This window comes from Cognatishimia maritima (genome assembly GCF_900129685.1).
Lineage (GTDB): Bacteria > Pseudomonadota > Alphaproteobacteria > Rhodobacterales > Rhodobacteraceae > Cognatishimia > Cognatishimia maritima.
Genome location: NZ_FQWM01000008.1, coordinates 113,576 through 138,193, shown reverse-complemented (window position 1 = coordinate 138,193; position 24,618 = coordinate 113,576). Strand labels below are relative to the sequence as shown.

Genomic DNA, 24,618 nt, shown 5'->3' with positions numbered 1-24,618 from the left:
TGTTGTCGTTAACGGTGCGCTGAAAAATGTAATTGTAAAAATTCATTATCTACCCCATACATATAGAAAAAATCTATTGGAGTTGGTAATGAGCTTTACGGAACTAAAGGCATTCGACGCCGTTGCCCGGCATGGAAGTTTTGTGAAAGCCGCCCAAGAACTGGGCCGGTCACAACCCACATTGACGACCCAGGTCGCCCAGTTGGAAAAGGCCTACGATACTGAACTCATCATCAGAAGTAGAGGTAAGATCAAGGGACTAACGCCGCTCGGCGAAAGTCTGAGGGAGATAACGAGATCGCTGGTGGCGTTGGAACAGGACGCCAATAATCTGCTGCGGGACGCCGGTAACTTGAACAGCGGAGAGGTGCGAATTGCAGCGACAGCACCGGTCATGGTGGTTCGGTTGACAAAGGTGTTCAAAGAGCGTCATCCAAACGTCGATTGCCACCTGGAATTCGGAAATTCCGAGAGAATCCTGCAGAGCATTCTGCAATGTGATGCCGATTTCGGCATTCTTGGCGGTTCAGTCGATCATACCGACTGCGTCGCCATTCCGATCTCTAAACCAGAGATTGTCCTCGTAGGGAGTAATGACCACCCGGCTACTGAGAGCGGCGTCCTTAGCCGCAAGGCCTTTGCAAAAGAAACTCTTTTGATCCGCGAGCCAGGATCTGAAACCCGTGAACTAATGTTGACGAAGATCCAGCAATACCATTATGCGCCCGCGCGACTCGTTGAGATAGGAAGTCGCAGCGGAGCGATCGCAGCGGCTCGGGCGGGTATGGGGCTTGCCGCTGTTTCGGAACACGAGATTGAGGCGAGCGAGGGCCTCAGTATTGTCAGGCTGGAGAGCTTTCGTGTCTTCGGTGTGAACCACGCCGTTTTTCTGAAGAACCGCTCGCAAGCTAGGCTCCTTCAAGTGCTATTGGATTGCTGCAATTATCTCACGTAGAGGTGCTTGGAGTTCATTAACAGTGTAGGTGGGTGGCACCCGAGGGCGATGCACATCGCCGATATTGTGTGACGCACAATCGGCTTTGACCCATTTGAGAACGTTCGGGGCAACCAAGGTCCAGATTGCCCTCCTTCCGTTTCGGCATCCATTCATTGGATATCCCCATGCGTGAAAAGCAGTTGTTGGGGCATCTGCAGCGAATAGCGGAAAAGCCCGCATCTCGTTTGTCGGAGCAGACTGCTGCGAAGGTCAGTTTGGAATCGGCCCAGATTGGCATGTTCCAACGACCGCTTCGGTGAAATGCGCTGCACTGCCAGAAGGGCCGTGCTGCAGTTACGAGCATTTTCTGCGTCAGCGAAGGGGAAAAACCCAAGGTCGGTTTTGTCAGCTTAGCTGGCTTTCCTTCGATCTGGTTCGAAACGGTCGCAGCCAACCACCCCGACACGCTCACGCCCCCGTCAACGGCATCCGCTGCTCAGCGATCTCCGCCCACCAGCTACAGCCCGCCGGAATGATCTCATCGTTAAAATTGTATTTCGGATGGTGCACCATCGCGGTGTCGCCATTGCCGACCAGAATGTAGGCGCCGGGACGTTCTTCGAGCATATAGGCGAAGTCCTCCCCGCCCATGACAATCGGGGCTTCGTCACAATGGCCTGCCACCTTGCGCGCCACATCTGCTGCGAAGGTGGTTTCGACCTCATGGTTCACCATGACCGGATAGCCGCGCATATAGTTGATCTCTGCTGCGCCGCCAAAACTTTGCGCCTGCAGGGTGCAGATCGATTTGATGCGTACCTCCGCAAGGCCGCGCATGGCGTCGCTTAGGGTGCGCACAGTGCCTTTGATGGTCACAGACTGCGGGATCACGTTGAATGCTTTGGAGCTTGTTTCAAACGAAGTCACCGACACCACAAGCTGATCCACCGGGTCGGCGTTTCGGCTGGCGATTGTCTGCAGCGCCATGACGATGTGGCTGGCCATGACCGTCGGATCGATCCCGTCATGCGGTTTGGCCGCATGCGCGCCGCGGCCTTTCAAGGTGATTTCAAACAGGTCCGTGGCTGCAAAGAACGCGCCGGGACGAATGGCAAACTGCCCTGCAGGCACGCCGGGCCAATTGTGCATGCCATAGACCTCTTGGATGCCGAACCGCTCCATCAATCCGTCTTCGCACATCTCTCGGCCACCGCCGCCGCCCTCCTCAGCAGGCTGAAAGATCACCACAACCGTGCCGTCAAAATTGCGGGTCTCAGCCAGATATTGCGCCGCGCCCAGCAGCATCGCCGTATGCCCGTCATGCCCGCAGGCATGCATCGCGCCGGGGGTTTTTGAGGCATAATCCAGCCCGGTTTCTTCGTGAATGGGCAGCGCATCCATATCCGCACGCAGGCCAACCACCCTGCCCGACTGGTTTTTGCGCCCCTTGATCACCCCCACAACCCCGGTACGCCCGATTCCTGTGACGACCTCATCACAGCCAAAGGCCTGCAGTTTCTCCGCAACAAGGGCCGCCGTGCGGTGCGTTTCAAACAGAATTTCGGGGTGCGCATGGATATCCTGCCGCCACGCGGTGATTTCAGGCAGCAATTCAGCGAAACGGTTTTTGATGGGCATGTTGGGCTTTCAATTCGGCTAAGGACAAAGGTCTTTCAGCAAACCTCGCATGAAGGTCTGACCAGCTTCAAGCTGAGAAAGCGAGATATATTCATTCGGCTGATGTGCCTGCGCGATGTCGCCGGGGCCACACACCACGGTCGAATAGCCGCCTTCCTGAAACTGCCCCCCTTCGGTCGCGAATGACACCACGTTCTGGCTATTATCGCCGGTCAAGCGGCGCGCCAGTGTCTCTGCCGCGCCATTTTGTTCAGGCACCAAAGGTGGCACGTTGAAATCCAGCGACAGGTCAATGCCTGTCTCTGGCACCACCTCTTGCATCGCTGCCGCAACGCGCGCGACCTGCGCTTCAAACGCAGCGCGGCACGCCTCTGGGCTGTCACCGGGCACCACACGAAAATCGATGTCAAAGACGCAGTCCTTCGCCGTGATATTATGCGCTGTACCACCCTTGATCGTGCCCACATGGGTGGTGGTCCACGGCGGATCAAAGACAAGCGCCATATCAGATGGAGCCTCTGCCGCGCGGCGGGTATTTTCGGAATTCACCCAATCCAGCAGCTTGGCCCCATAGAGGATAGCGCTGACGCCCTTGTGCAAGATCGACGAATGCACCTCGTGCCCCTTCATGTGCACCGTATATCCAACGGTGCCCTTGTGGCCGGTCACGACCTTCATCATCGACGGCTCACCGACGATTGCGACGTCGGCCTTGGGCAGTGCCTGTTGCATGGCGCGGATCAGGTCCGGCGCGGCAAGGCAACCGATCTCTTCGTCGTAACTCAGCGCCAATTGCAGGGGGCGTTGCAGCGGCAGATCGCGTGCCTCGACCAAAGCCCAGACCGCCAGCGCGTCAAAACCTTTCATGTCGCAGGTGCCGCGCCCGTAAAGCCGACCGTCCTTTTCAGTCACCACAAATGGGTCTGTGTCCCACGCCTGCCCCTCGACCGGCACAACGTCGGTATGACCGGACAACACAACGCCGCCCTGCACATCCGGTCCAACTTGCGCAAACAGCGCGGCCTTCAGACCGGTCGCATCCGGCACGCGATAGGATTTGATCCCATGTTCATCCAGATAGGCAGCAACCCATTCAATCAAAGGCAGGTTGCTGTCATGGCTCACCGTTGGAAAGGCGACCAACTGTTCCAAGATGTCTCGCGCCGTCAATCGTTGCGGCATGGATCATTCCCTTGTTTGCAATCGCAGCGCAGGCACACTTGCGTCAGTGCATCCGCGCTTTGATCCGCCGGATCATCCACCACACCAGACCGACCACAGGCAAGGTCAGCGCCGCCGTCAACACACCTTTGCTGATGCCCAGCCCGATGGCCAGAGGGTAGAACAGATAGCCCGCCAGTGATACCGCGTAATAACTGATCGCGACAACGGACAAGCCTTCGACCGTTTCCTGCAGGCGCAGCGCCAAATCGGCGCGTCGATCCATGCTTTCCAATAGTTTCTGGTTCTGAGCAGAACGCGCCACATCCACTTTAGTCCGCAGCAATTCCCCAGCCCGCATCGCCCGATCCGCAAGGGATTGCAGCCGCACCTCGGTTGAGGCGACCGTGCGCATGGCCGGGTCATAGCGGCGCATCATGAACTCCGCAAAGGTCTGGCGCGAGTCATATCGCTCCTCGCGCAGGACTTCGATCCGTTGGGCCACAATCGCCTGATAAGCCCGCGTCGCGCCGAACCGGAATGATGCTTTGGCCGCCAAACCTTCCAGCTCTGCCGAAATGCCCAGAAGCTCATCCAGCGTTTCATCGGCCTGCGCATTGCTGATGTCCCCCATTAGGCTCGTCAATTGCGGCTCAATCCGCCCCATTTGCCGAGACATTTCCTTGGCGCGAGAAAAGCCCAGCATGGACATCGACTTATAGGTTTCTATTTCGCAAAGCCTTTGAACGACTCGTCCGATCCTTTGCCGGCCTGTTTCTTCGCCCGCAAAAACCGCAAAGCGCAGGTGTCCCGCGGAATCGATCCGAAAATCGCCTGCGATAATGGCGGAGTCATCCAACACCGAGCTCACCGCAAGGCTTTCAGGCACAAACCAATCATTCAGGTTTTCAAGGATCTTCGCTTTGTCCGGGCGCGGCAGAATGCGCACCAAAGCCGAGGTAAACCGATGCCCTGGGGCGGACATCAACCAATCATCTGGGAAGACTTCAAAATCTGCAGGGTCATAGGGCCGTGTCGACAGCCCTTCGGTAAAGACCGTGTAGGTGACAAATTCCGTGTGCTTTTCCCACTTAAGGTGGTGCCGCCCGATCTGCCCCTGATAATGCGTTGCATCCGGCTGCGGATGTGCAGCGCCGAACCGATCCAGAAGCTTGATCAGAAACGCCAGATCCTCATCATGGTCGCGTGCCGCAGCATTTGTGGCCTTCTTGATTGCCAGAAACACGGCCGTCGCCGGGGCCAGCAAAGATGGGAATGGCCGTGCGTGCAGCTCATTTGACAGCGCAAACCGTTGCGGATGATCAGAAATTGGCGTCATAGTCGTCCCCTTCAGATGGGCACCCTAACAACGCGCATTTTGATGTAAAGAAATTTCTTTTATCTTTCAACATATTACGGGAATACATTCGTATACAGTCAGACCGCACGACGCATAAGCCGCTACAACCGCGCCAGAATTCGGAAATTCATCGCCTTTGATGAAATAATGATCACCTGGCAGATGGCTCCCATAATTCGATGGGATTACCTTCCGGATCATGGATGCGGGCAAACTTGCCGTACTCCGCATCCCAATCCGGACGAGTCTCAACTGCGATTCCCGCCGCTTCAAGCTGCGTGATCATAGCTGACAGATCAGAGACCCGGAAATTGATCATCCACGGCTGGCTTTTGCGCCCGAAATAGTCGGTGTCCTTGGCGAAAGGTGCGAAAACCGTGTGCCCGGCTTCTGTCGACCAAGGCACTTCGGCAACTGGGTCAATCCCAAGGTGCTTTTCATACCACTCTGCCAAGGCTTGCGGGTTTTCGGACCGAAAGAAGAAACCACCGATACCGTTTACTTTTTGCATGTCTACTTTCCGCTACTGGTTCCACCTTACACCAAAAACGAAGCAAGAGGGGCGTCTCAAGACGCCCCTCAAATCCTGAATCCGCTTTAAGCAGCGATCTTTGTTTCTGCAATTACCGCAACCCTGCGGCCATATTCACGGGCCGAGGCGAGATCACCCGCATGAGGTGCCTGTTCAGCAGATGTATCTGACGGTGACTGAGCCAGAGCGCCACCGCTCCCGCCCAACCAGTTCCGATCAGTTGGTCCATGCGTCATCGCGTTCGACGGCATCTGACCCAAAGGAACCCATAGCATGCCTTGTTGACCTGCAAGGGTGCGGAAGTAATTGATGGTCTCTCCCTTGTCCCCAACCGGGCTTGCTGAATTGGTAAACCCTGCGGCAAATTTATTCTTCCAAGATTGCGCCATCCAACGCTCCGAACTTTCGTCTGCGAAACGCTTAAACTGCCAAGCAGGACCGCCCATGTAGGTCGGCGAGCCAAATATGATCGCATCTGCTGCGTCTAAAGCGCTCCAGGTGACTTCATTGATAGCACCGTCTTCTGGAATAACCGTCAGTCGCGCATCACCTGCTTCGCTCGCACCTTCAAACACCGCGTTTGCTTGATTTGTTGTGTGGCCATAGCCAGAGAAATAAACAATTTCGATACGTGCCATTACATGCTCCTGTCATTATGCGAGACAGAGATGCACCCTTTACTTTCAAAAAGTAAGTAATTACCTTTTTGTAACCAGTTACTGAAATGAAAGCTAGTTTATGTCGAGTAACGCCTGCCCTGTTGATCCGCTTCTGCGCACGATCACTGGTCGTTGGACGACCTATATCCTTTGGATGCTCTTCACAGAGGGTCCACTTCGGTTTGGGGAGCTGATGGGGCTCATGCCCGATATCTCGGCGAAAGTTTTGACCGAACGATTGCGCATGTTGGAACGCAATGGGATCGTGCTGAGAACGCAGCTACAAACCATTCCGCCTCAGGTAAGTTATGAATTGACCGAACAAGGAAGAGCCCTGAACGACGTGATACGGGCGTTGAATGCTGTTGCCGTGGAATGGCAGAGCATTGGCTGGGAACCTGACAAGGGCTTCCCTGAAAGTTTGTCAGCGGACACAGCCGCAGAATAAAAAAGCCCCACCAACTTGGCGGGGCTCTTTGATTTCATCTGTCCTAAGACTTAGCTGATCAGACCCAAAAGCGTGTCCAAAGATTGCTTTGCATCGCCATAGAACATGCGGGTGTTCTCTTTGTAGAACAGCGGGTTTTCGATGCCGGAGTACCCGGTGCCCTGACCACGCTTGGAGACAAACACCTGCTTGGCCTTCCAGCATTCCAGAACCGGCATGCCCGCGATTGGGGAGTTCGGATCTTCTTGTGCCGCTGGGTTCACGATGTCGTTGGAACCAATCACGATGGCAACGTCTGTATCCGGGAAGTCATCGTTGATCTCGTCCATTTCTAGCACGATGTCATAAGGCACCTTTGCTTCCGCCAGAAGAACGTTCATGTGGCCCGGCAGACGGCCTGCGACTGGGTGGATCGCAAAGCGCACCTCTTTGCCCTTCGCGCGCAGACGACGGGTCAGTTCCGCCACGTTCTGCTGCGCCTGAGCAACCGCCATGCCGTAGCCCGGAATGATCACGATGCTGTCTGCCTCGTCCAGAGCAGTGGCAACACCCTCTGCGTCGATGGCAATCTGCTCGCCTTCGACTTCCATCGCCGGACCCGCTGTGCCGCCAAATCCACCAAGGATAACGCTGACGAACGACCGGTTCATCGCCTTACACATGATGTAGGACAGGATCGCACCAGAGGAACCCACCAGCGCACCGACAACGATCAAAAGGTCATTGCCAAGGGAGAAACCAATCGCTGCCGCTGCCCAACCGGAATAGGAGTTCAGCATAGAGACAACAACCGGCATATCCGCGCCGCCGATGCCCATGATCAGGTGATAGCCAATGAACAGCGCTGCAGCGGTCAGGATCAACAGAGGCAGCATAGCGCCGGAATTCAAGTACCAGATCAGACAGATCAGCGACAAGGCCGCCGCCGCCGCATTCAGGATGTGACCACCCGGAAGCTTCTTGGCCGCAGAGTTCACCTTGCCCGCCAGCTTGCCGTAGGCAATGACGGAGCCGGTAAAGGTCACCGCACCAATCCAGATGCCCAACGAGAGTTCGATCTTCAGGATTGTGATCTCAATCGGTTCTTTCTTCGCCACCAACAGTGCAAACGCGCCTTCAACGCTTTCGCCTGCGGCTTTTGCTGCTTCGACCATGTTGATGGTCATCTCAGCGTTAAAGCCAACAAAGACTGCTGCCAGACCGACCAGCGAGTGCATCGCAGCGACCAGCTGGGGCATTTCGGTCATCTGCACTTTCTGTGCAACGTAGTAACCGATCAGACCACCGCCAGCGATCAATGGGATCGACAGCCACCATAGGCCAGCACCCGGCCCCACCAGCGTAGCAAAAACCGCAATCGCCATGCCGACGATGCCATACCACACCGCGCGTTTTGCGCTTTCTTGTCCAGACAACCCACCCAAAGACAGGATGAACAGAACGCCTGCGACCACGTAGGCCGCCATTGTGAATGAATTTTCCATGTGTCCTGCCCCTCTTTAAGATTTCTGGAACATGGCAAGCATGCGCCGGGTGACGAGGAAGCCACCGAAGATGTTGATACCGGCCATAAAGACCGAAAGCGCCGCAAGGAGGATCACAAGGAACCCACCCGATCCGATCTGGATCAATGCGCCCAAGATGATGATCGAGGAGATCGCGTTGGTCACAGCCATCAAAGGCGTGTGCAGTGAATGCGCCACGTTCCAGATGACCTGGAAGCCGATGAAGACCGCCAAAACAAACACAATAAAGTGCTGCATAAAGCTGGCTGGCATGTTCGGGATCAGACCCACGCCCATGATCAGACCTGCGCCAATGGCAAGCAGTGTAACCTGCTGTTTTGTCTGCGCTTTAAAGGCCGCAACCTCTTTTGCTCTTTTCTCTTCCGGAGTCAGTTCTTTGACTTCGGCCTTTGGCTTGGCCGCGATGGCCTGAACCTTTGGCGGTGGCGGTGGGAAGGTAATATCACCCTCAAAGGTCACCGTCGCGCCGCGGATCACGTCGTCTTCCATGTTGTGGTTGATCTGACCGTCTTTCTCAGGGGTCAGGTCTGTCATCATGTGACGGATGTTTGTCGCATAAAGGCTCGACGACTGCGCTGCCATACGGGATGGGAAGTCGGTGTAGCCGATGATGGTCACGCCATTCTCGGTCACGACTTTCTCATCCGCCACAGTGCCTTCGGCGTTACCGCCGCGCTCCGCCGCGAGGTCGACAATCACAGAACCTGGCTTCATCGCCTTGATCATATCCTCAAGCCACAGCTTCGGCGCTGGACGGTTCGGGATCAGAGCGGTGGTGATGACGATGTCCATCTCTGGCGCCAGTTCACGGAACTTCGCCAACTGCGCTTCGCGGAACTCAGGAGACGACACAGAGGCGTAGCCGCCAGTCGCGGCCCCATCTTGCTGTTCTTCTTCAAAGTCCAGATAGACGAATTCAGCGCCCATGGATTCGACTTGCTCCGCCACTTCCGGGCGCACGTCAAACGCATAGGTGATCGCGCCCAGAGATGTGGAGGTACCGATGGCCGCCAGACCAGCCACACCCGCGCCGACAACCAGAACCTTTGCAGGAGGCACCTTGCCCGCTGCGGTGATCTGACCGGTAAAGAAGCGACCAAAGTTGTTACCCGCTTCGATGACAGCACGGTAGCCCGCGATATTGGCCATAGACGACAGTGCATCCATTTTCTGAGCGCGAGAGATACGCGGCACCATTTCCATGGCAATCACGTTTGCGCCTTTGGCTTTGGCCGCTTCCATGCCTTCTTCGTTCCCGGCTGGGTTGAAGAAGGAGATCAACGTCTTGCCTTTGCTCAGGCGCTTCAGCTCGGTCTCATTTGGTTGCCGAACCTTGGCAATAATATCGACTTCTTTCCAAAGCGCTGCCGGTGTTTTGATAATTTCCACACCCGCCGCTTCATAAAGCGCGTCGGAAAACCCTGCGGCCTCACCAGCGCCTTTTTCGATCGCACATTCGTACCCTAGCTTTTGCAATTGCTGGGCGGAGTCCGGGGTCATCGCGACACGCGCTTCCCCTTCAAAGACTTCCTTTGGCGTTCCGATTTTCACGTTTCCAGTCCCCCTATACAGAACTATGGTCTTCCCCTGACGGTCTTCGCCGTTCCGATGTTCGTTTACTAAGTCAGTCGTGTTTTCACAAGCGAATGTCGCTTACACGCGATTCTGTGTCACATTCGCGCAATCGCTGCGCAGGATTTGGGCAACACTCAGCGCGCTCAAAAACTGACCTCACTAATATTTTGATTGCACACGCCTTGGTGCAACGGAATGACGCAACGCCTCATCGCGGACCAAAACGCAGGTCAATATTGCTGCACTGCAGAGGCAAAGCCCGAGCAAGAATGGTGTCATCTGTTCCTCCCTAAGCACCGTGTCACATTTGAATGTAACTTAGCGGAAACCCCTATCGGCCGCGCGTCGCAAAAATTCCGCCGCGAACAAAGATTTCAATTCTACCGCCACTATGCGACATTTTATTACGAGCGCAAGTGCTTTCTTGCTGCAATGCAGCGCAATGGCTATTCAGATGGATTAGAATTGCATTCCCACCCCCAACGCCTAGGATCAGGCCATGACACGGGACGAATTTAACGCCTTTTGCGCGAGTAAAGCCGCGACCTCGCATGTGGTTCAATGGGGCGATGCAGATGTATGGAAAGTGGGCGGTAAGGTCTTTGCCATCTGCGGATGGGCTGACGGGCGCGACGCCTTCACCTTCAAAGTCACCCCTTTGGCCTTTGAAGTGCTGCAGGATCAACCGGGGATTCGCCCGGCGCCCTACTTAGCCTCGCGCGGTTTGAAATGGCTGCAGCACTATGACGAACCGGGGCTTTCAGACGCCGAACTCAAGACGCATATCGATGTGTCTTATGATTTGGTGGCGTCGGGACTGTCTAAGAAAAAGCGGTTGGAATTGGGTATTCCTGAGCCAAAGAACATTTGACTATGTAGGGTGGGGTTTCACCCCACTATCCTACATTCGGCTCAATTCTGCTGGGGTGAAACCCCACCCTACGCCGACAATGCCTGCCCGAACACCTTCGCCAAGAGCTCACATCTCTCGACATAGTCGTCATAGGTTGGCACATCGGATTTTAGCCCCTCTAAAGCCTTTAGCATCACGCTAGCCACCCGCGCCGGATCATCTGAAATGACTTGAAAGTTCACCCGTCCACACTCTGCCTGAACCGAAAGCCAATCTGCGTAGACACGTTTTAGAGCCAAATTGCCCTCTTCCACCACATCCCGCGCAGCAGATTTCACGTCGATGATCTCGGCTCCATGCGGTGAATCAAGCAGCGCTTTAAACGCTTCACCGGACTGCGCAAAGAATCCAGCCTTAAGCTGATCGCCAATTGCGCCGCCTCGACTCAAAGCCTCTGCCACGTCCGCGCAGGCCTGTGCGTAATAGGCCTCTATCATCGACTGGAATATATCGTTCTTGTTCTTGAAATGCATGTAAAGCGCAGGCCGAGAGATGCCCGCGCCATCGGCGATATCGGCCATCGATGTGCGTTTGAAGCCGTATTTTGCGAAGGCATCAAAGGCCGCATACAAAATATTTCTCAGCTTAGGGTCTTGGTATTGCTCGATTTTCTTATCCATAAGTAACTTTCTGACAGTTTTTTCATATTTTGTCAATTGACACACTGACACTTTACACTAAATATGTCAGTAAGTCAGAAACACAACCGCACTGCCATGCGGAACTTAGGAGACTTACTATGACAAATCTTGCTCTGATCACCGGTGCGTCCTCAGGTATCGGTAAAGAATTCGCCCGCTATCACGCGAAAAAAGGTGGTGACCTGATCATCACCGCGCGTCGAGAAGCGGCGCTGACCGAATTGAAAGAAGAACTGGAGCGCACACATAGCGTTACTGTGCACACCATTGCGCTGGATCTGGCGGCCGAAGGTGGGGCGCGGAAACTGATTGATGAGGTCGCTGCGCGCGGCTTGAACGTTGACATCCTGATCAACAACGCAGGGTTCGGCGGTCACGGGCTGCATACAGAGCGCGATTGGGCAGCCGAGAAGGCGATGATTGACCTGAACGTCAAGGCGCTTGTTGAACTGTCCCATGCCTTTGGCAAGCAGATGGTCGAACGTGGTGGCGGTAAAATCCTCAACGTGGCCTCCACCGCCGCGATGATGCCCGGCCCGATGCAGGCCAACTACTTTGCGACAAAGGCTTATGTGATGTCCTATTCACAGGCCTTGGATGAAGAATTGCGCGAATTCGGCGTCACTGTGTCCTCGTTGAATCCGGGTCTGGTCAACACTGAATTCGTCGCAACCGCTGATCTGGGCGATACAGGCCTGTCCAACCAAAAAGGCGCGACGCCCGAAAGCGTGGCGCGGATTGGTTATGAAGGCATGCTGAAAGGCAAGCTGGTAATCATCAACGAAAGCCGCCTGTCCTTCCTGCTTAACTGGGTCACGCCCCTCTTGCCACGCCGCACGGTCCTAAAAATGGTGCGCGGCATGCAGACCAAGGCGGCCTAAATCAGGCAGAAAGTCGCGTCACATCAAAAGGCTGGGCAGCCCCTGCCCAGTCTCGAACCGCATCCCCAAAGGCCGAAAACAAAGGTCGACTGACCGGGTCATGCGCGGCATTCCACTCTGGGTGCCACTGCACGGCTAAGGTAAAGCCAGAGGCCCCTTTGACATACGTCGCTTCTGGCGTGCCATCGGGCGCGTGGCCGTCAATTTCGATTGTGTGCCCTGCCCGCTTGATGCCCTGCCCGTGCAGCGTATTGGTCATCACTTTCTCCGCGCCCATCAGCCCGTGAAAAACACCACCCTTGGTAAAGGTGACCTCATGGCGGAGTTCAAACTTTTCCTCAAGCGTGCCATCGGGCGGCATGCGGTGGTTCATGCGCCCCGGCAAGTCCCGAATTTCAGGGTATAGCGAGCCGCCCATGGCCACGTTGACCTCTTGAAACCCGCGACAAATCGCCAAAAACGGCTGACCGCGATCAACACAGGCGCGCACCAGCGGCAGAACAATTGCATCCCGCGCCTGATCAAACTCGCCATGCGCCTCGGTGACGTCCTCGCCATATTCGCTTGGGTGCACATTCGGACGCCCGCCGGTCAGCAGGAACCCGTCGCAAAGCTCCAGCAATTCGGGGACAGATACAAACCTTGGGTCCGCCGGGATCAGCATCGGCATGCAGCCTGACACGTCGGAAATGGCTTCGGAATTCATCCGACCGCCGGCGTGGGCCGGATACTGATCATTGATCAGGTACTGATTGCCAATAATCCCAACGACTGGTCGACTCATGCGCGCGAACCCCTTCTCTGCTCTACAGACTATGCGGAGTTTCGGCGCACGCAAGATACATCGCGACAGTCCGCCTGTGCATGAACGCACGGACAAAAGCGCGATGTGTGTGTTTTGCACAGTGACCGCGCGCTTCGCCGGGGCGACAAGCAATCCCTATTTGCTGGGGTCACCCGTTGCCCAAGCCACACCGTCTCCGCGATCCATCTTTGCCATTGCGGCCATATCGGCGTCGTCAATCGCGAAGAAAAAGAGATCAATGTTTTGGCGCATACGCTCTGGGTTCAGGCTTTTGGGAAGAACTGCATATCCGTTTTGTACGCCCCACCGCAGCAAAAGCTGCGCTTCGGACACGCCGTATTTTGCGGCCATTTCGTGGAAGACGACGCCGTCGGCCTTCATCGCCTCTGTTTTTGAACTGTCTTGGCTTTCCTCAACACGCCAGGTCGAAAGCGGAACCAGACTGCTATAGGCAATCGGAGTGATGTTATGTTGCGCCATATAGGCCAGCAGTGCCGGTTTTTGTGACCAAGGGTGCAGTTCGATTTGGTTGGCGTCGGGCATTGGAAGGCCAGCAGCAACGATTTCTTCTAAGTGACTTTCATTAAAGTTGCTCACCCCAACAGACTTGGCTTTGCCGCTTGCTTGCAGTTCCAGCAAAGCCTGCCATTGCTCGATCCGCTTTTCGCCTCCGAACGGGGCGTGGATCAGATACAGATCCACGTAATCCAGTCCCAGTCTGGAAAGGCTGGCCTCGCATTCTTCAATCGTTTGCGCACCTGTCTTTGGGGGGTCACCCCACGCTGGGTTACCGGGCCAAAGTTTTGCCGTTACGAACATCTCTGACCGCGAAATCCCGGAGTTGTTTTGCCCTGCCCTGATCCCAGCCCCAACCGTTTCTTCGTTGCCATAACCTGACGCCGTGTCGATGTGGCGATACCCCGCCTCAATCGCAGCGCGGACAGCCGATTCCGCGTCGTCGTTAGAAATGAGGTAGGTCCCAAACCCCACGGCAGGAACGGCGGTTGTCGCGTTTAAGGCAAATGATTTCTGTGCATCGGTCATCGGTGTCTCCGTTCAAGTGTTGCTTGAAGAATACCTAGGCGCAGAACAACTGCGCGTCCTGCCCGATCCTCCGATAGACTTATCAATTCCTCCGAAGCACCGGCAATTTGCGTGATTCAATGTGTCAGATAGGCTATGCTGTTCGCAAGGAGACCAAGATGTCATTTTCAAGCTTTCAAACCCTATGCAAAGTGTTTTCAACGCGAGATGCTCAGGAAATGCGTGCAATTCTTCCTGCGGCGCATATTTTTCAGAGGAATGAAACCTCTACCTTTGAGGCCGTTGTCTATAACCCCGTGATCTGCCTAATCTTACAGGGAAAGAAAGAAATGAGAGTCGGCGATCAGGTCATCGGACTGTCAGAAGGCACCGCGCTATTGGTCAGTCACGATTTGCCCGTGACCTCAAAGATCACCGAAGCCAGTCCTGAAAACCCCTACCTTGCTTTGATACTCTCAATCGATTTGGGCATTCTGCGCAGCCTGTATGAGCAGGTCGGCGATGCCCTGACTGACACGCAATTGGCCAAATCACTATCGGTCAGTGAGGCCGATCCTGCGTGGCTTGACCCGATGGCACGCTACATTGGGCTGATGGATACACTGTTAGACGCACAGGTTCTGGGTCCGATGATCCTAAAAGAAATCCATTTTCGCCTGCTGATGTCCCCCATCGGGGGCATGTTGCGAAATCTGCTGGCAGTGGACAGCCACGCAAGCCGCATTTCAAAATCCATACAGCGGATAAGAACGGATTTCCGTAGACCTCTGGTGGTGGGCGAGTTGGCGCAGGTTGCAGGGATGAGCCAGTCTTCGTTTCACGAACACTTTAAGTCCGTCACTGGGACGACGCCGCTGCAGTATCAAAAAGACCTGCGGATGATCGAAGCGCGCGCCCTGCTTGAGCGCGGCGTGCCCTCGGTTTCGGTCGCAGGCTTTGAGGTGGGATATGAAAGCCCAACGCATTTCAGCCGGGACTATAGCCGCAAATTCGGGTGTTCACCCAGAAACCACCTTGCGCGCGCGTCTTAGCCTGTTTGCTTTGCAAGTCGTTGTTTTTTCTCTATCCGGCGCGCGTGCAGGACGGGTTCGGTATAGCCAGACGGCTGTTCGCGCCCTTTGAAGACCAGATCACAGGCGGCTTGAAAGGCGATGCCTTCAAATTCCGGTCCCATAGGACGGTAGGCTGGGTCATCAGCGTTTTGGCGATCCACCACGGCGGCCATTTTGCGCATGGCGGCCATGACGTCGGCACTGCTGATCACATCGTGATGCAGCCAGTTGGCGATGTGCTGAGCGCTGATCCGGCAGGTGGCGCGGTCCTCCATCAGGCCGACGTCATTGATATCCGGCACTTTTGAGCAGCCAATACCCATGTCGATCCAGCGCACCACATAGCCAAGGATGCCCTGCGCGTTGTTCTCGACCTCGCGCTGGATATCTTCGGCGGACCAGTTTGCACCGGAGGCGAGCGGAATTGTCAGAATGCCATCGACCGAAGCCCGGCGTCCCTTGGCTTTCAGCTCGTCCTGAACGCCCAACACATCTACCTTGTGATAATGCAGCGCGTGCAGGGTCGCTGCCGTCGGGCTAGGCACCCAAGCGCAGGTTGCCCCGGCTTGGGGGTGGCTGATCTTTTGCTCCAGCATGTCTGCCATCCGGTCGGGTGCTGCCCACATGCCCTTGCCGATCTGTGCCCTGCCTTTCAGGCCGCATTCTAGGCCGATATCGACATTCAAGTCTTCGTAGGCCTTGATCCACTCTTGTTCTTTGATCTCATCTTTGCGCAGGAAAGCCCTGGCTTCCATCGAGGTATGGATTTCGTCGCCCGTGCGGTCCAAAAAGCCCGTGTTGATAAAGGCCACGCGCGATTTGGCGGCGCGGATGCACTCCATCAAGTTCACCGAAGTGCGGCGCTCTTCGTCCATGATGCCGATTTTCACGGTATGGCGCGGCAGGTCGAGAATATCTTCGACCTTGGCGAAAACGCGATCTGCAAAGGCCACTTCCTTTGGGCCATGCATTTTGGGCTTCACCACATAGACCGAGCCATGGACCGAGTTGCCGCTGTCGCGGGCGAGGTCATGTTTGGCGATCAAAACCGTGGTCAGCGCGTCCAGCAGACCCTCAAATATCTCGTTTCCATCGCGATCCAGCACGGTCGGGTTGGTCATCAAATGGCCGACGTTTCTGATCCACAGCAGCGCGCGGCCTTTCAGTTGGACTGCCGAGCCATCAGGCGCGTTGAATTTCAGATCATCATTCAGGCGGCGGGTGACCTCTTTGCCACCCTTTAAGAAGCTGGCGCTGAGGTCGCCTTTCATCAGCCCGAGCCAATTGGAATAGGCAAGGATCTTGTCTTCGGCGTCCACACAGGCGACGGAATCCTCGCAGTCCATGATCGCGGACACGGCGCTTTCGATGATGACATCGGCGATCCCCGCCGGGTCGGTTTTGCCAATTGGGTGTTTCGGGTTGATCAGCACCCGCAGGTGCAACCCGTGTTTTGCAAAGAGCAGCTCTGACAGGTCTTCTTTGATGCCGACGAACTGCGACTGATCCTTCAACGGCGCTGTCTTGTTGGCGGACACACCAACAAAAACGCTGTCGCGGTAGTCAAATCCGGTGACATCCGCCCAAGAGAGGCCCTCTTCAAACGGCACAGCCTCATCCAAATGCGCTTTGGCGGCGGCAATGACCGCTGCGCCACGGTCGGCGTCATAGCCTTTGCCCTCGGGCGCGGTGCCCAGCGCATCTGTGCCATAAAGCGCGTCATAGAGCGACCCCCAGCGGGCATTGGCCGCGTTCAGCGCGTAGCGGGCGTTGGTGATCGGCACCACAAGCTGCGGACCGGGCAAAGTGGCGATTTCGGGATCAACATTCTGCGTGTCAATTTCAAATGGGGCGCCTTCTGGAAGCAGATACCCAATGTCCTGCAGGAAGGCCTTGTAGGCCGCCGGTTCATGGGGTTGGCCCTGGCGTTTGACATGCCAGGCGTCGATCTGTTGCTGCAGGTCTTCGCGTTCTTCCAGCAACGCGCTGTTTTCCGGGCCAAAATCATGAGCAAGACTTGCCAGACCGGCCCAAAATGTCTCTGACGACACGCCTGTACCCGGAAGCGCCTTGGCCTCCACAAAAGCCGCAAATTTGGCATCCACTTGCATTTCGTGAATTGTAACGCGCGCCATGTGTTCCCCCAGTCTGTCTGAAACAGCCCTTTGCCTAAGGCAGAACGGGTCCAAGAGCAACAAATTGGTTTTCAAAAATTACCAGCAGATGCGTCAATTCAACCAGAAATTACGTCTGTCGCTGGTCATAGGCGTCGCGGTTCTCTCGGACCTTGGGGGGGTTGCGATTGGCCTAAATCACCATGGTTTTCTGCAATTCCATGAGCTCTTTACCCAGTGCGGTCAACTCATAATGAACTTCAATCGGAGGGCCTGCCACGACTTACCGTGTCATCCCCGAAGGGAATCGGGTCGTGACCCACAACACGATCAACAATACGCAGTTGATGGCTGCGGACGCGCGGGGCTCGTTTGATCCGTTCCGCGTTGAGGGCAGCAAGATCGACGAACATTGGGACACCGCTGCAGAATTTCCCTCTCAGGTGGCCCAAAACAACGGCAAGTTTTGACATCTGCGCAAGAGAGCCCACATGGCTGAACTGCAATCGCTATTCAGGTTTTCGAAGCTTCCAAACCTGCTCGACTGGGTAATCTTTCGCCCAATCCGCTGGAATGGCCCCACGCGTGTCTTGCGCCCAGTCGGGGGCATATATTTCGTGGTATTTTTCGACCTCAAATCCGATCTCTTGAAAGAGATCCATCCAGCCAGACATGGTCAGGTTGAAACAGACGCCAGTAGGTTCAAATTCAACTTTGGTCCAATCGGCCCCCCACATATTTCGGTATGGTCGATGCAGCACACGTTCCGCTGGTAGGCCATTCAAAGGCGACGCAATAAGGGAAAGCGGATGGTTGCCCAAGAACACCAGGCGGCCTCCTGCACGCAGGAGCCGATACGCTTCGGTCAACCATGCCTTGGGCCGACACCAGATCGATGCGCCATATTCAGATATCGCGAAGTCAAAACTCTGATCGGGAAGCCCGGTATCTTCGGCGTTTCCTTCGATGAAGGTAATGTTTGCTTTGTGCTTTTCGTCCAGCCTTCGCGCAGTGCTCAACTGTTCCTTGGACAGGTCAATCGCCGTGACCGTCGCGCCGCGATTGACCATCCAGTAGGACACGTAGCCCGTTCCGCAGCCCAACTCGATGGCTTTCAGACCGGCCATATCTTTGGGCAACATGCTCAACTCTGACTCAGGCTTGCTCCAATTGCCCCACTCAGGAACGTCTAAAGCCCAGCGCTCCTGCGCGAAGGTCACCCAATTGGCCGCGTCGTTGTTCCAAATGTCTTTGTTGATGTTCAAATAGTCATCGGTCATGCGCTTGTGCCTCGAATACTATGTACGCGCTTTAGCATAGAATTTAGCTGGGCACACCAGCGACCCTGAAATCCGCTTGCAGGTCGCGCCTCACCTATTACATCTGTGGGCAAGACATTTTGAGGGAGCCACAGATGCGCGACGCTGCACCACAGACTATTTACCTGAAAGACTACACCCCCTTTGGCTACCTGATTGACAGCGTGCACTTGACTTTCAAGCTGCACCCGACGACCACGCGAGTTCTGTCGCGCATTGCCTTCCGCCCCAATCCTGACGCCACCGATAAAACGTTCTTTCTGCATGGCGAGCAGCTTACGTTGATCTCTGCCAAGATCGACGGGGCGGAAATCACACCTGAAGTGACTGATGAAGGCCTGATTGCAAATGTGCCCGACGCGCCGTTTGTGTGGGAGGCAGAAGTCGAAATTTCACCATCCACCAACACGGCGCTTGAGGGGCTTTATATGTCAAACGGCATGTATTGCACCCAATGCGAGGCCGAAGGGTTCCGCAAGATCACCTATTACCCGGACCGCCCTGACGTGATGGCCACCTTTGATGTGCGCATTGAAGGCGACGAGAAGGTGCTGCTGTCAAATGGCAACCCCGGCGCCTCCGGTGATGGATTTGCAGAATGGTCGGACCCTTGGAAGAAACCGGCCTACCTTTTTGCTTTGGTGGCTGGTGATCTGGTCAACCATCCGGGGCAATTCACCACGAAATCCGGCAAGGACGTTGAATTGAACATCTGGGTGCGTCCCGGAGACGATGGCAAATGCGCCTTTGGCATGCAGGCTTTGAAAGATTCAATGAAGTGGGACGAGGATGTCTATGGCCGGGAATATGACCTTGATATCTTCAACATCGTGGCTGTGGATGACTTCAACATGGGCGCGATGGAGAACAAGGGGCTGAATATCTTCAACTCCTCTTGTGTTCTCGCCTCTCAGGCGACCTCGACCGATGCGGATTTCGAACGGATCGAAGCGATTATCGCCCATGAGTATTTCCACAACTGGACGGGCAACCGCATCACTTGTCGCGATTGGTTTCAGCTTTGCCTGAAAGAGGGTCTGACTGTGTTCCGTGATGCCCAGTTCACAGCGGACATGCGGTCGGAACCTGTGAAGCGGATTGATGACGTCATTGCCCTGCGCGCGCGCCAATTCCCCGAAGACCAAGGCCCCCTGTCCCACCCTGTGCGGCCAGAGGAATTCCAAGAGATCAATAATTTCTATACCGCCACGGTCTATGAAAAGGGGGCCGAGGTCATTGGCATGCTCAAGACATTGGTCGGGGACGAAGCCTATTACCAAGCGCTGGACCTCTATTTTGAGCGCCACGATGGGGATGCCGCCACGATTGAGGACTGGATCAAGGTTTTCGAAGACTGCACCGGGCGTGATTTGACCCAATTCAAGCGCTGGTACAGCCAATCAGGCACGCCGAAAGTGTCTGTGCGGGAAGAATGGCAGGCCGAGAGCGGGACGTTCACCCTGCATTTCAGCCAATCCACAGCGCCAACACCAGGACAGGATGTCAAAGATCCCCGCGTGATCCCGATTGCATTGGGTCTGCTTAACCCCAACGGAGATGAGACCCACCCGACGCGGATCTTTGAAATGATGGAAGCAGAGCAAAGCTTGACCTTCACGGGGCTTGGCGCGCGCCCAATCCCTTCCATCCTGCGCGGTTTTTCGGCCCCCGTCATGTTGGAGCAAGACATCGATAATGCGCGCCGGGCCTTCCTGCTGGCGCATGACACCGATGAATTCAACCGCTGGGAAGCAGGCCGCGATCTGGCGCGGGACAGTTTGATCAACATGATCCTGAAAGATGCGGCACCCGACCCGGCCTACTTGGATGGATTGAAACGCGTTGTCACCGACACTTCGCTTGATGCGGCCTATCGGGCACTAATGTTGGCGCAGCCAACAGAAACCGAACTTGCTGGCGCGCTGGCCGCTTTGGGGGAAACCCCTGACCCCGACAAAATTTATGCCGCAACCAAGGCGCTATCAAAGGCCAAGGCCGGGATTTTGGCCGATGACCTGCACGCACTATATTCTGACAACCAGCCGCAGGGGCCATATACGCCCGATGCCGAGGGTTCTGGCAAACGGGCGCTTGCGAATATGGCAATGGCCCTGCTTGGTCGATTGGGGCAGCTTGACCCCGCGAAGGCGCAGTTTGCGACTGCGGACAATATGACCCAGCAGATTGCGGCATTGGCGACGCTGGTGCGCGAAGGCGCTGGCACCGAGGCCGTGCAAGATTTCTATGATCAGTGGAAATCTGACCGTCTGGTCATCGATAAATGGTTTGGGTTGCAGGCGGGCATGGCGGACCCAGATCAAGCTGCCGAAGTTGCAAAAGCGCTCACCCAACACGCCGATTTTGACATGAAGAACCCAAACCGCTTCCGCGCCACGCTTGGGGCTTTTGCGGGCAACCACGCTGGGTTCCATCACGCAACTGGGGCGGGCTACAAGCTGCTGGCCGATTGGCTGATCAAGCTTGACCCGGTGAACCCGCAGACCACTGCCCGCATGTGCACGGCCTTCCAAACCTGGAAGCGTTATGACAGCCAACGGCAATCCCTGATCCGCGCAGAATTAGAGCGCATATTGGCGACCGAAGGCCTGAGCCGCGACACCCATGAAATGGTGACGCGGATATTGGGATAAAGTCACACGCGAAGAAAACCAGTAAACCAAACGCGGTGACCTAGCGATCGCCGCGCTATTGGTTGTCAAGATGTGGACTGCCTCTACCTTGGTCCACACAGATATTGTGGCGACACAGACGGATATGTCCGAACAACAAGCCGAAGCACTGCAAGACATCAAGCGGGCGTTTCGGATAAACTGAAATTAAGAACCGGTTAACTGTCACCTTATTGGCGACAATCAACCTGAGACCTAGGGCATTTGTATTTGGTTGACCGCAAATGCCCAATTTTCACACGTAAAGGTCCGCTTCTTACCCCCCGGCTGCCCATTTCCCGCCCAATTTTCCGGTGACAAAGGCTCTGACTGATACGGAGCCGCAGATGAAATTTGACTTCCCCCTCTCGGACATGCCGCGCCCCAGATTGCCTGAACCGCTGAAGGCCGTGATGCGCAAATTCTCCGCCCCGAGAGACGCGGCCCCCTTGGCTTTCCTGCCCGAGATGGAAGCGGACTCCGAGACCCTGATTGACCGGATCAAAATCCCTGTAAACACCTCATCCCTTGGTTTGAAGGGCGACAATGAAGTGCGGGAAAACGCGCAGTTCCTTGCCCGACAGGACCGTTGGGATTGTCTGAGTGAACGCATCCGCATGGCGGACCGTACACGAGACGTGACCGTCAAAGGCACGCCGATTGTTGACCTGATGCTCTTTGGCGCGCGGGCGGATGTGGTGAGTGCGGCAGAACACGCCCTGCTGCATGGTAAACCGGCAAAGGACTCCAACTTTTTTGACGGCATCGAAGATTTCGAATTGGTGCTGACCGAATACCCCGATGACTATGCCGTCGCGCTGGTCGTAGCCCATATGCATATCGATATTGGTTGGGCGTGGCGTGGCACCGTGCCGGTCGCCGATCTGAAAGACGCAAACCGCGAGGCGTTCTTGGCGCATTTCGCTCGGGCCGAGGAGATCCTTGATCAGTTTTGCCCGCATGAACTGAATTCCGCCGCGCTGTCGGCAGCCCGTTGTGCGCTACTGCCGGGCAGTGAGCATCCCGGCGACCGCGTTGCCGATGATTTCGAAGACCTGATCGATCTGGACCCGGATAACCCCCGCCACATGCGCGCGCTTGGCACCTATATGCTGCCGCAATGGTACGGCGATCACGCAAATCTTGATTTGCAAGCCCGCCGCACCGCCGCACGCACCTATGACCTTTGGGGCGCAGGTGCCTATGCTTGGGTGTGGTTTGACGCGCTGCTGATCGACCCAACCGGGCTTGCGCATATCGACACCGATTATTTCATCGACGGCATCCACGACATTCTGGACCGCCATACCGATCAGGCGACCGCCAATCTGGTCGCCGCGCAGCTTTACTGCGCATGGCAGGCTGCCCGTCAGCACTATCGCGAAACTGGAACTGGCACCGAACAACAAGCCGCCTTGCGCGCCGCCTTTGAAGATGTGGTGCACAACGCCCTGCGTGAAGTGCACCCGTTGATCTGGGGCCACGCGGAACTGGGTTTTGACAACGGCGTGCGCAGCGTGTCGATGGACCGGCTGGCCCAAAAGGGCCGCGACTTCGCAATGAACGCCGTTGCGCAGCCGTTTATGAAGAACCTTGAGGCGGGTTTGACCATCCACTTTGGCCCGGATGGGATCACTGAAATTCAGCCGTGACGCTGTAGGGTGGGGTTTTACCCCACCGTTTCATCGCCTACTTGCAGAATGGTGGGGTAAAACCCCACCCTACGCTGTTCACTCCTCTTGCCCCTGCCCCCACCCTGCCCTAGAACGCCATCTGTACCTTTAAGATGGAGCGACGGCAGATGCTGGACCTGACTTTTGAAACCCCGAAACCCAAAGTGATCGCTGGCGCGAAACATGATTGGGAACTTGTAATCGGGATGGAAGTGCATGCGCAGGTCAGCAGCAATGCAAAACTCTTTTCCGGGGCTTCCACCAAATTCGGAGCAGAACCGAACGCCAACGTGTCTTTCGTGGATGCAGCGATGCCGGGCATGTTGCCAGTGATCAACGAATATTGCGTCGAACAGGCTGTTCGTACAGGTCTGGGCCTGAAGGCGGACATCAACCTGTGGTCGGCCTTTGACCGTAAGAATTATTTCTACCCGGACCTGCCGCAAGGCTATCAGATTTCCCAGCTGTACCACCCGATTGTCGGCGAAGGTGAGATCATCGTTGATATGGGACCGGGCGTTGCGCGCAAGGTGCGGATTGAACGCATCCACCTGGAACAGGACGCTGGTAAATCCGTGCATGACATGGACCCAAATATGTCGTTCGTCGACCTGAACCGGACCGGCGTTGCGCTGATGGAAATCGTGAGCCGCCCGGACATCCGCGGCCCCGAAGAGGCCGCCGCCTATGTAACCAAACTGCGCCAGATCCTGCGCTATCTGGGCACTTGTGATGGCAACATGCAAAACGGTAACCTGCGCGCGGACGTGAACGTGTCGATCTGCCGTCCGGGCCAGTATGAAAAATACCAAGAGACGCAGGACTTCTCTCACCTCGGCACCCGGTGTGAGATCAAGAACATGAACTCCATGCGGTTCATCCAGATGGCCATCGAATACGAAGCGCGTCGTCAGATCGCGATTGTCGAGGCTGGTGGCACCGTGGATCAGGAAACCCGTCTTTACGATGCGGACAAGAACGAAACGCGTTCCATGCGGTCCAAAGAAGAAGCGCATGATTATCGCTACTTCCCTGACCCAGACCTGCTGCCGCTGGAGATTGAACAGGGTTGGGTCGATGACATTGCAGCGTCTTTGCCAGAACTTCCTGACGAGAAAAAAGCGCGTTTTGTCAATGACTTCGGCCTGTCCGAATATGACGCATCCGTGCTGACGGCAGAGGCTGAAAACGCGACCTTCTTTGAAGAGGTCGCCAATGGGCGCAACGGTAAATTGGCTGCAAACTGGGTTATCAACGAACTTTTTGGTCGCCTGAAAAAGGACGACAAAGGCATCACCGACAGCCCGATTTCCCCGGCGCAACTGGGTGGGATCATTGACCTGATCAGCTCTGATGCGATCTCTGGCAAGATTGCCAAGGATCTGTTTGAGATCGTCTATACCGAAGGTGGTGATCCGGCGCAGATCGTTGAAGAGCGTGGCATGAAACAGGTGACCGACACTGGGGCCATCGAGGCTGCGTTGGATGAGATCATTGCCGCCAACCCAGAGCAGGTTGAAAAGGCCAAAGTGAACCCGAAACTGGCAGGCTGGTTTGTCGGTCAAGTGATGAAGGCGACCGGCGGTAAGGCCAATCCGAAAGCCGTGAACCAACTGGTGGCGCAAAAGCTGAACGGCTAAGTCGCCACCCCGGCTGACCGATAGAAATGCA

Annotated in this window: 21 protein-coding genes; 9 read left to right on the top strand and 12 right to left on the bottom strand. The window is 55.8% G+C overall.

All coding sequences use genetic code 11. The features are described from left to right. Positions 1 to 88 precede the first annotated feature (88 nt). Positions 89 to 955 (top strand): LysR substrate-binding domain-containing protein, encoded by an 867-nt coding sequence (locus BUA39_RS15005; RefSeq protein ID WP_072794032.1) that lies wholly within the window; start codon positions 89 to 91, stop codon positions 953 to 955. A 450-nt stretch (positions 956 to 1,405) separates the two neighbouring features. Here BUA39_RS15005 and BUA39_RS15000 read toward each other — a convergent pair whose 3' ends face one another. From BUA39_RS15000 to BUA39_RS14980, 5 genes are all read right to left on the bottom strand, one after another. Continuing rightward, positions 1,406 to 2,575 (bottom strand): M20 aminoacylase family protein, encoded by a 1,170-nt coding sequence (locus BUA39_RS15000; RefSeq protein WP_072794031.1) that lies wholly within the window; start codon positions 2,573 to 2,575, stop codon positions 1,406 to 1,408. Positions 2,576 to 2,593: 18 nt separating this feature from the next. Then, positions 2,594 to 3,757: an acetylornithine deacetylase gene (argE, locus tag BUA39_RS14995; protein ID WP_072794030.1), complete on the bottom strand. Its 1,164-nt coding sequence runs from the start codon at positions 3,755 to 3,757 to the stop codon at positions 2,594 to 2,596. 43 nt (positions 3,758 to 3,800) lie between these two features. After that, entirely contained in the window at positions 3,801 to 5,075 is a 1,275-nt protein-coding gene (locus tag BUA39_RS14990; protein ID WP_072794029.1) for a DUF3422 family protein, read from the bottom strand. A 172-nt stretch (positions 5,076 to 5,247) separates the two neighbouring features. Continuing rightward, positions 5,248 to 5,607 carry a VOC family protein gene (locus tag BUA39_RS14985; protein ID WP_072794028.1) on the bottom strand — a complete coding sequence of 120 codons (360 nt, stop codon included), beginning with the start codon at positions 5,605 to 5,607 and terminating at the stop codon, positions 5,248 to 5,250. An 86-nt stretch (positions 5,608 to 5,693) separates the two neighbouring features. Then, positions 5,694 to 6,266, bottom strand: coding sequence for a flavodoxin family protein (locus BUA39_RS14980; RefSeq protein ID WP_072794027.1), 573 nt, complete (start codon positions 6,264 to 6,266; stop codon positions 5,694 to 5,696). 100 nt (positions 6,267 to 6,366) lie between these two features. On the opposite strand from BUA39_RS14980, the gene BUA39_RS14975 reads away from it, so the two are divergent. Continuing rightward, positions 6,367 to 6,735 carry a winged helix-turn-helix transcriptional regulator gene (locus BUA39_RS14975; protein ID WP_072794026.1) on the top strand — a complete coding sequence of 123 codons (369 nt, stop codon included), beginning with the start codon at positions 6,367 to 6,369 and terminating at the stop codon, positions 6,733 to 6,735. Between the two features lie 50 nt (positions 6,736 to 6,785). On the opposite strand, the gene BUA39_RS14970 is transcribed toward BUA39_RS14975, so the two are convergent. Then, complete coding sequence (locus tag BUA39_RS14970) at positions 6,786 to 8,219, bottom strand: NAD(P)(+) transhydrogenase (Re/Si-specific) subunit beta (RefSeq protein WP_072794025.1); 1,434 nt, start codon at positions 8,217 to 8,219, stop codon at positions 6,786 to 6,788. 15 nt (positions 8,220 to 8,234) lie between these two features. Next, positions 8,235 to 9,812: a Re/Si-specific NAD(P)(+) transhydrogenase subunit alpha gene (locus BUA39_RS14965; RefSeq protein ID WP_072794024.1), complete on the bottom strand. Its 1,578-nt coding sequence runs from the start codon at positions 9,810 to 9,812 to the stop codon at positions 8,235 to 8,237. Positions 9,813 to 10,335: 523 nt separating this feature from the next. Here BUA39_RS14965 and BUA39_RS14960 point away from each other — a divergent pair. Next, positions 10,336 to 10,707, top strand: a complete 372-nt coding sequence (locus tag BUA39_RS14960; protein WP_072794023.1) for an MmcQ/YjbR family DNA-binding protein — start codon at positions 10,336 to 10,338, stop codon at positions 10,705 to 10,707. 68 nt (positions 10,708 to 10,775) lie between these two features. Here the strand turns inward: BUA39_RS14960 and BUA39_RS14955 are convergent, their stop codons facing one another. Further along, entirely contained in the window at positions 10,776 to 11,369 is a 594-nt protein-coding gene (locus BUA39_RS14955; RefSeq protein ID WP_072794022.1) for a TetR/AcrR family transcriptional regulator, read from the bottom strand. Between the two features lie 119 nt (positions 11,370 to 11,488). On the opposite strand from BUA39_RS14955, the gene BUA39_RS14950 reads away from it, so the two are divergent. Next, positions 11,489 to 12,271: an SDR family NAD(P)-dependent oxidoreductase gene (locus tag BUA39_RS14950; RefSeq protein WP_072794021.1), complete on the top strand. Its 783-nt coding sequence runs from the start codon at positions 11,489 to 11,491 to the stop codon at positions 12,269 to 12,271. 1 nt (position 12,272) lies between these two features. Here the strand turns inward: BUA39_RS14950 and BUA39_RS14945 are convergent, their stop codons facing one another. Beyond that, positions 12,273 to 13,055, bottom strand: a complete 783-nt coding sequence (locus BUA39_RS14945) for a gamma-glutamyl-gamma-aminobutyrate hydrolase family protein (protein ID WP_072794020.1) — start codon at positions 13,053 to 13,055, stop codon at positions 12,273 to 12,275. Between the two features lie 156 nt (positions 13,056 to 13,211). After that, positions 13,212 to 14,120, bottom strand: coding sequence for an aldo/keto reductase (locus tag BUA39_RS14940; RefSeq protein ID WP_072794019.1), 909 nt, complete (start codon positions 14,118 to 14,120; stop codon positions 13,212 to 13,214). A 158-nt stretch (positions 14,121 to 14,278) separates the two neighbouring features. On the opposite strand from BUA39_RS14940, the gene BUA39_RS14935 reads away from it, so the two are divergent. Then, positions 14,279 to 15,151 (top strand): AraC family transcriptional regulator, encoded by an 873-nt coding sequence (locus BUA39_RS14935; RefSeq protein WP_072794018.1) that lies wholly within the window; start codon positions 14,279 to 14,281, stop codon positions 15,149 to 15,151. Here the strand turns inward: BUA39_RS14935 and BUA39_RS14930 are convergent. Further along, positions 15,148 to 17,307, bottom strand: coding sequence for a malate synthase G (locus tag BUA39_RS14930; protein WP_072794017.1), 2,160 nt, complete (start codon positions 17,305 to 17,307; stop codon positions 15,148 to 15,150). The genes BUA39_RS14935 and BUA39_RS14930 overlap by 4 nt on opposite strands. 293 nt (positions 17,308 to 17,600) lie before the next feature. On the opposite strand from BUA39_RS14930, the gene BUA39_RS16855 reads away from it, so the two are divergent. Continuing rightward, positions 17,601 to 17,756: a hypothetical protein gene (locus BUA39_RS16855; protein WP_165610534.1), complete on the top strand. Its 156-nt coding sequence runs from the start codon at positions 17,601 to 17,603 to the stop codon at positions 17,754 to 17,756. A gap of 39 nt (positions 17,757 to 17,795) precedes the next feature. Here the strand turns inward: BUA39_RS16855 and BUA39_RS14925 are convergent, their stop codons facing one another. Continuing rightward, a complete protein-coding gene (locus tag BUA39_RS14925; protein ID WP_072794016.1) occupies positions 17,796 to 18,566 on the bottom strand; it encodes a class I SAM-dependent methyltransferase in 771 nt (256 codons plus the stop codon). A 134-nt stretch (positions 18,567 to 18,700) separates the two neighbouring features. Between BUA39_RS14925 and pepN the strand changes: the two genes are divergently transcribed. The 3 genes from pepN (at position 18,701) to gatB (ending at position 24,587) form a co-directional block, all read left to right on the top strand. Next, on the top strand, positions 18,701 to 21,256 hold the full coding sequence (gene pepN / locus BUA39_RS14920) for an aminopeptidase N (RefSeq protein WP_072794015.1): 2,556 nt from the start codon (positions 18,701 to 18,703) through the stop codon (positions 21,254 to 21,256). Between the two features lie 365 nt (positions 21,257 to 21,621). Further along, complete coding sequence (locus tag BUA39_RS14915; protein ID WP_084605019.1) at positions 21,622 to 22,926, top strand: hypothetical protein; 1,305 nt, start codon at positions 21,622 to 21,624, stop codon at positions 22,924 to 22,926. 149 nt (positions 22,927 to 23,075) lie between these two features. Further along, the gene (gene gatB / locus BUA39_RS14910; protein WP_072794014.1) at positions 23,076 to 24,587 is read left to right on the top strand and encodes an Asp-tRNA(Asn)/Glu-tRNA(Gln) amidotransferase subunit GatB; all 1,512 of its coding nucleotides are present in this window, start codon (positions 23,076 to 23,078) and stop codon (positions 24,585 to 24,587) included. Positions 24,588 to 24,618 lie beyond the last annotated feature (31 nt).

What these genes read in the sequence shown, in the direction of transcription:
- BUA39_RS14925 (WP_072794016.1), bottom strand. Translation starts at nt 18,566, where the DNA reads ATGACCGATGACTATTTGAACATCAACAAAGACATTTGGAACAACGAC.
- BUA39_RS15000 (WP_072794031.1), bottom strand. Translation starts at nt 2,575, where the DNA reads ATGCCCATCAAAAACCGTTTCGCTGAATTGCTGCCTGAAATCACCGCG.
- BUA39_RS14955 (WP_072794022.1), bottom strand. Translation starts at nt 11,369, where the DNA reads ATGGATAAGAAAATCGAGCAATACCAAGACCCTAAGCTGAGAAATATT.
- BUA39_RS14975 (WP_072794026.1), top strand. Translation starts at nt 6,367, where the DNA reads ATGTCGAGTAACGCCTGCCCTGTTGATCCGCTTCTGCGCACGATCACT.
- BUA39_RS14940 (WP_072794019.1), bottom strand. Translation starts at nt 14,120, where the DNA reads ATGACCGATGCACAGAAATCATTTGCCTTAAACGCGACAACCGCCGTT.
- BUA39_RS14945 (WP_072794020.1), bottom strand. Translation starts at nt 13,055, where the DNA reads ATGAGTCGACCAGTCGTTGGGATTATTGGCAATCAGTACCTGATCAAT.
- BUA39_RS14970 (WP_072794025.1), bottom strand. Translation starts at nt 8,219, where the DNA reads ATGGAAAATTCATTCACAATGGCGGCCTACGTGGTCGCAGGCGTTCTG.
- BUA39_RS14915 (WP_084605019.1), top strand. Translation starts at nt 21,622, where the DNA reads ATGAAATTTGACTTCCCCCTCTCGGACATGCCGCGCCCCAGATTGCCT.
- BUA39_RS15005 (WP_072794032.1), top strand. Translation starts at nt 89, where the DNA reads ATGAGCTTTACGGAACTAAAGGCATTCGACGCCGTTGCCCGGCATGGA.
- BUA39_RS14935 (WP_072794018.1), top strand. Translation starts at nt 14,279, where the DNA reads ATGTCATTTTCAAGCTTTCAAACCCTATGCAAAGTGTTTTCAACGCGA.
- BUA39_RS14950 (WP_072794021.1), top strand. Translation starts at nt 11,489, where the DNA reads ATGACAAATCTTGCTCTGATCACCGGTGCGTCCTCAGGTATCGGTAAA.
- BUA39_RS14985 (WP_072794028.1), bottom strand. Translation starts at nt 5,607, where the DNA reads ATGCAAAAAGTAAACGGTATCGGTGGTTTCTTCTTTCGGTCCGAAAAC.
- gatB (WP_072794014.1), top strand. Translation starts at nt 23,076, where the DNA reads ATGCTGGACCTGACTTTTGAAACCCCGAAACCCAAAGTGATCGCTGGC.
- BUA39_RS14990 (WP_072794029.1), bottom strand. Translation starts at nt 5,075, where the DNA reads ATGACGCCAATTTCTGATCATCCGCAACGGTTTGCGCTGTCAAATGAG.
- argE (WP_072794030.1), bottom strand. Translation starts at nt 3,757, where the DNA reads ATGCCGCAACGATTGACGGCGCGAGACATCTTGGAACAGTTGGTCGCC.
- BUA39_RS14930 (WP_072794017.1), bottom strand. Translation starts at nt 17,307, where the DNA reads ATGGCGCGCGTTACAATTCACGAAATGCAAGTGGATGCCAAATTTGCG.
- pepN (WP_072794015.1), top strand. Translation starts at nt 18,701, where the DNA reads ATGCGCGACGCTGCACCACAGACTATTTACCTGAAAGACTACACCCCC.
- BUA39_RS14960 (WP_072794023.1), top strand. Translation starts at nt 10,336, where the DNA reads ATGACACGGGACGAATTTAACGCCTTTTGCGCGAGTAAAGCCGCGACC.
- BUA39_RS14980 (WP_072794027.1), bottom strand. Translation starts at nt 6,266, where the DNA reads ATGGCACGTATCGAAATTGTTTATTTCTCTGGCTATGGCCACACAACA.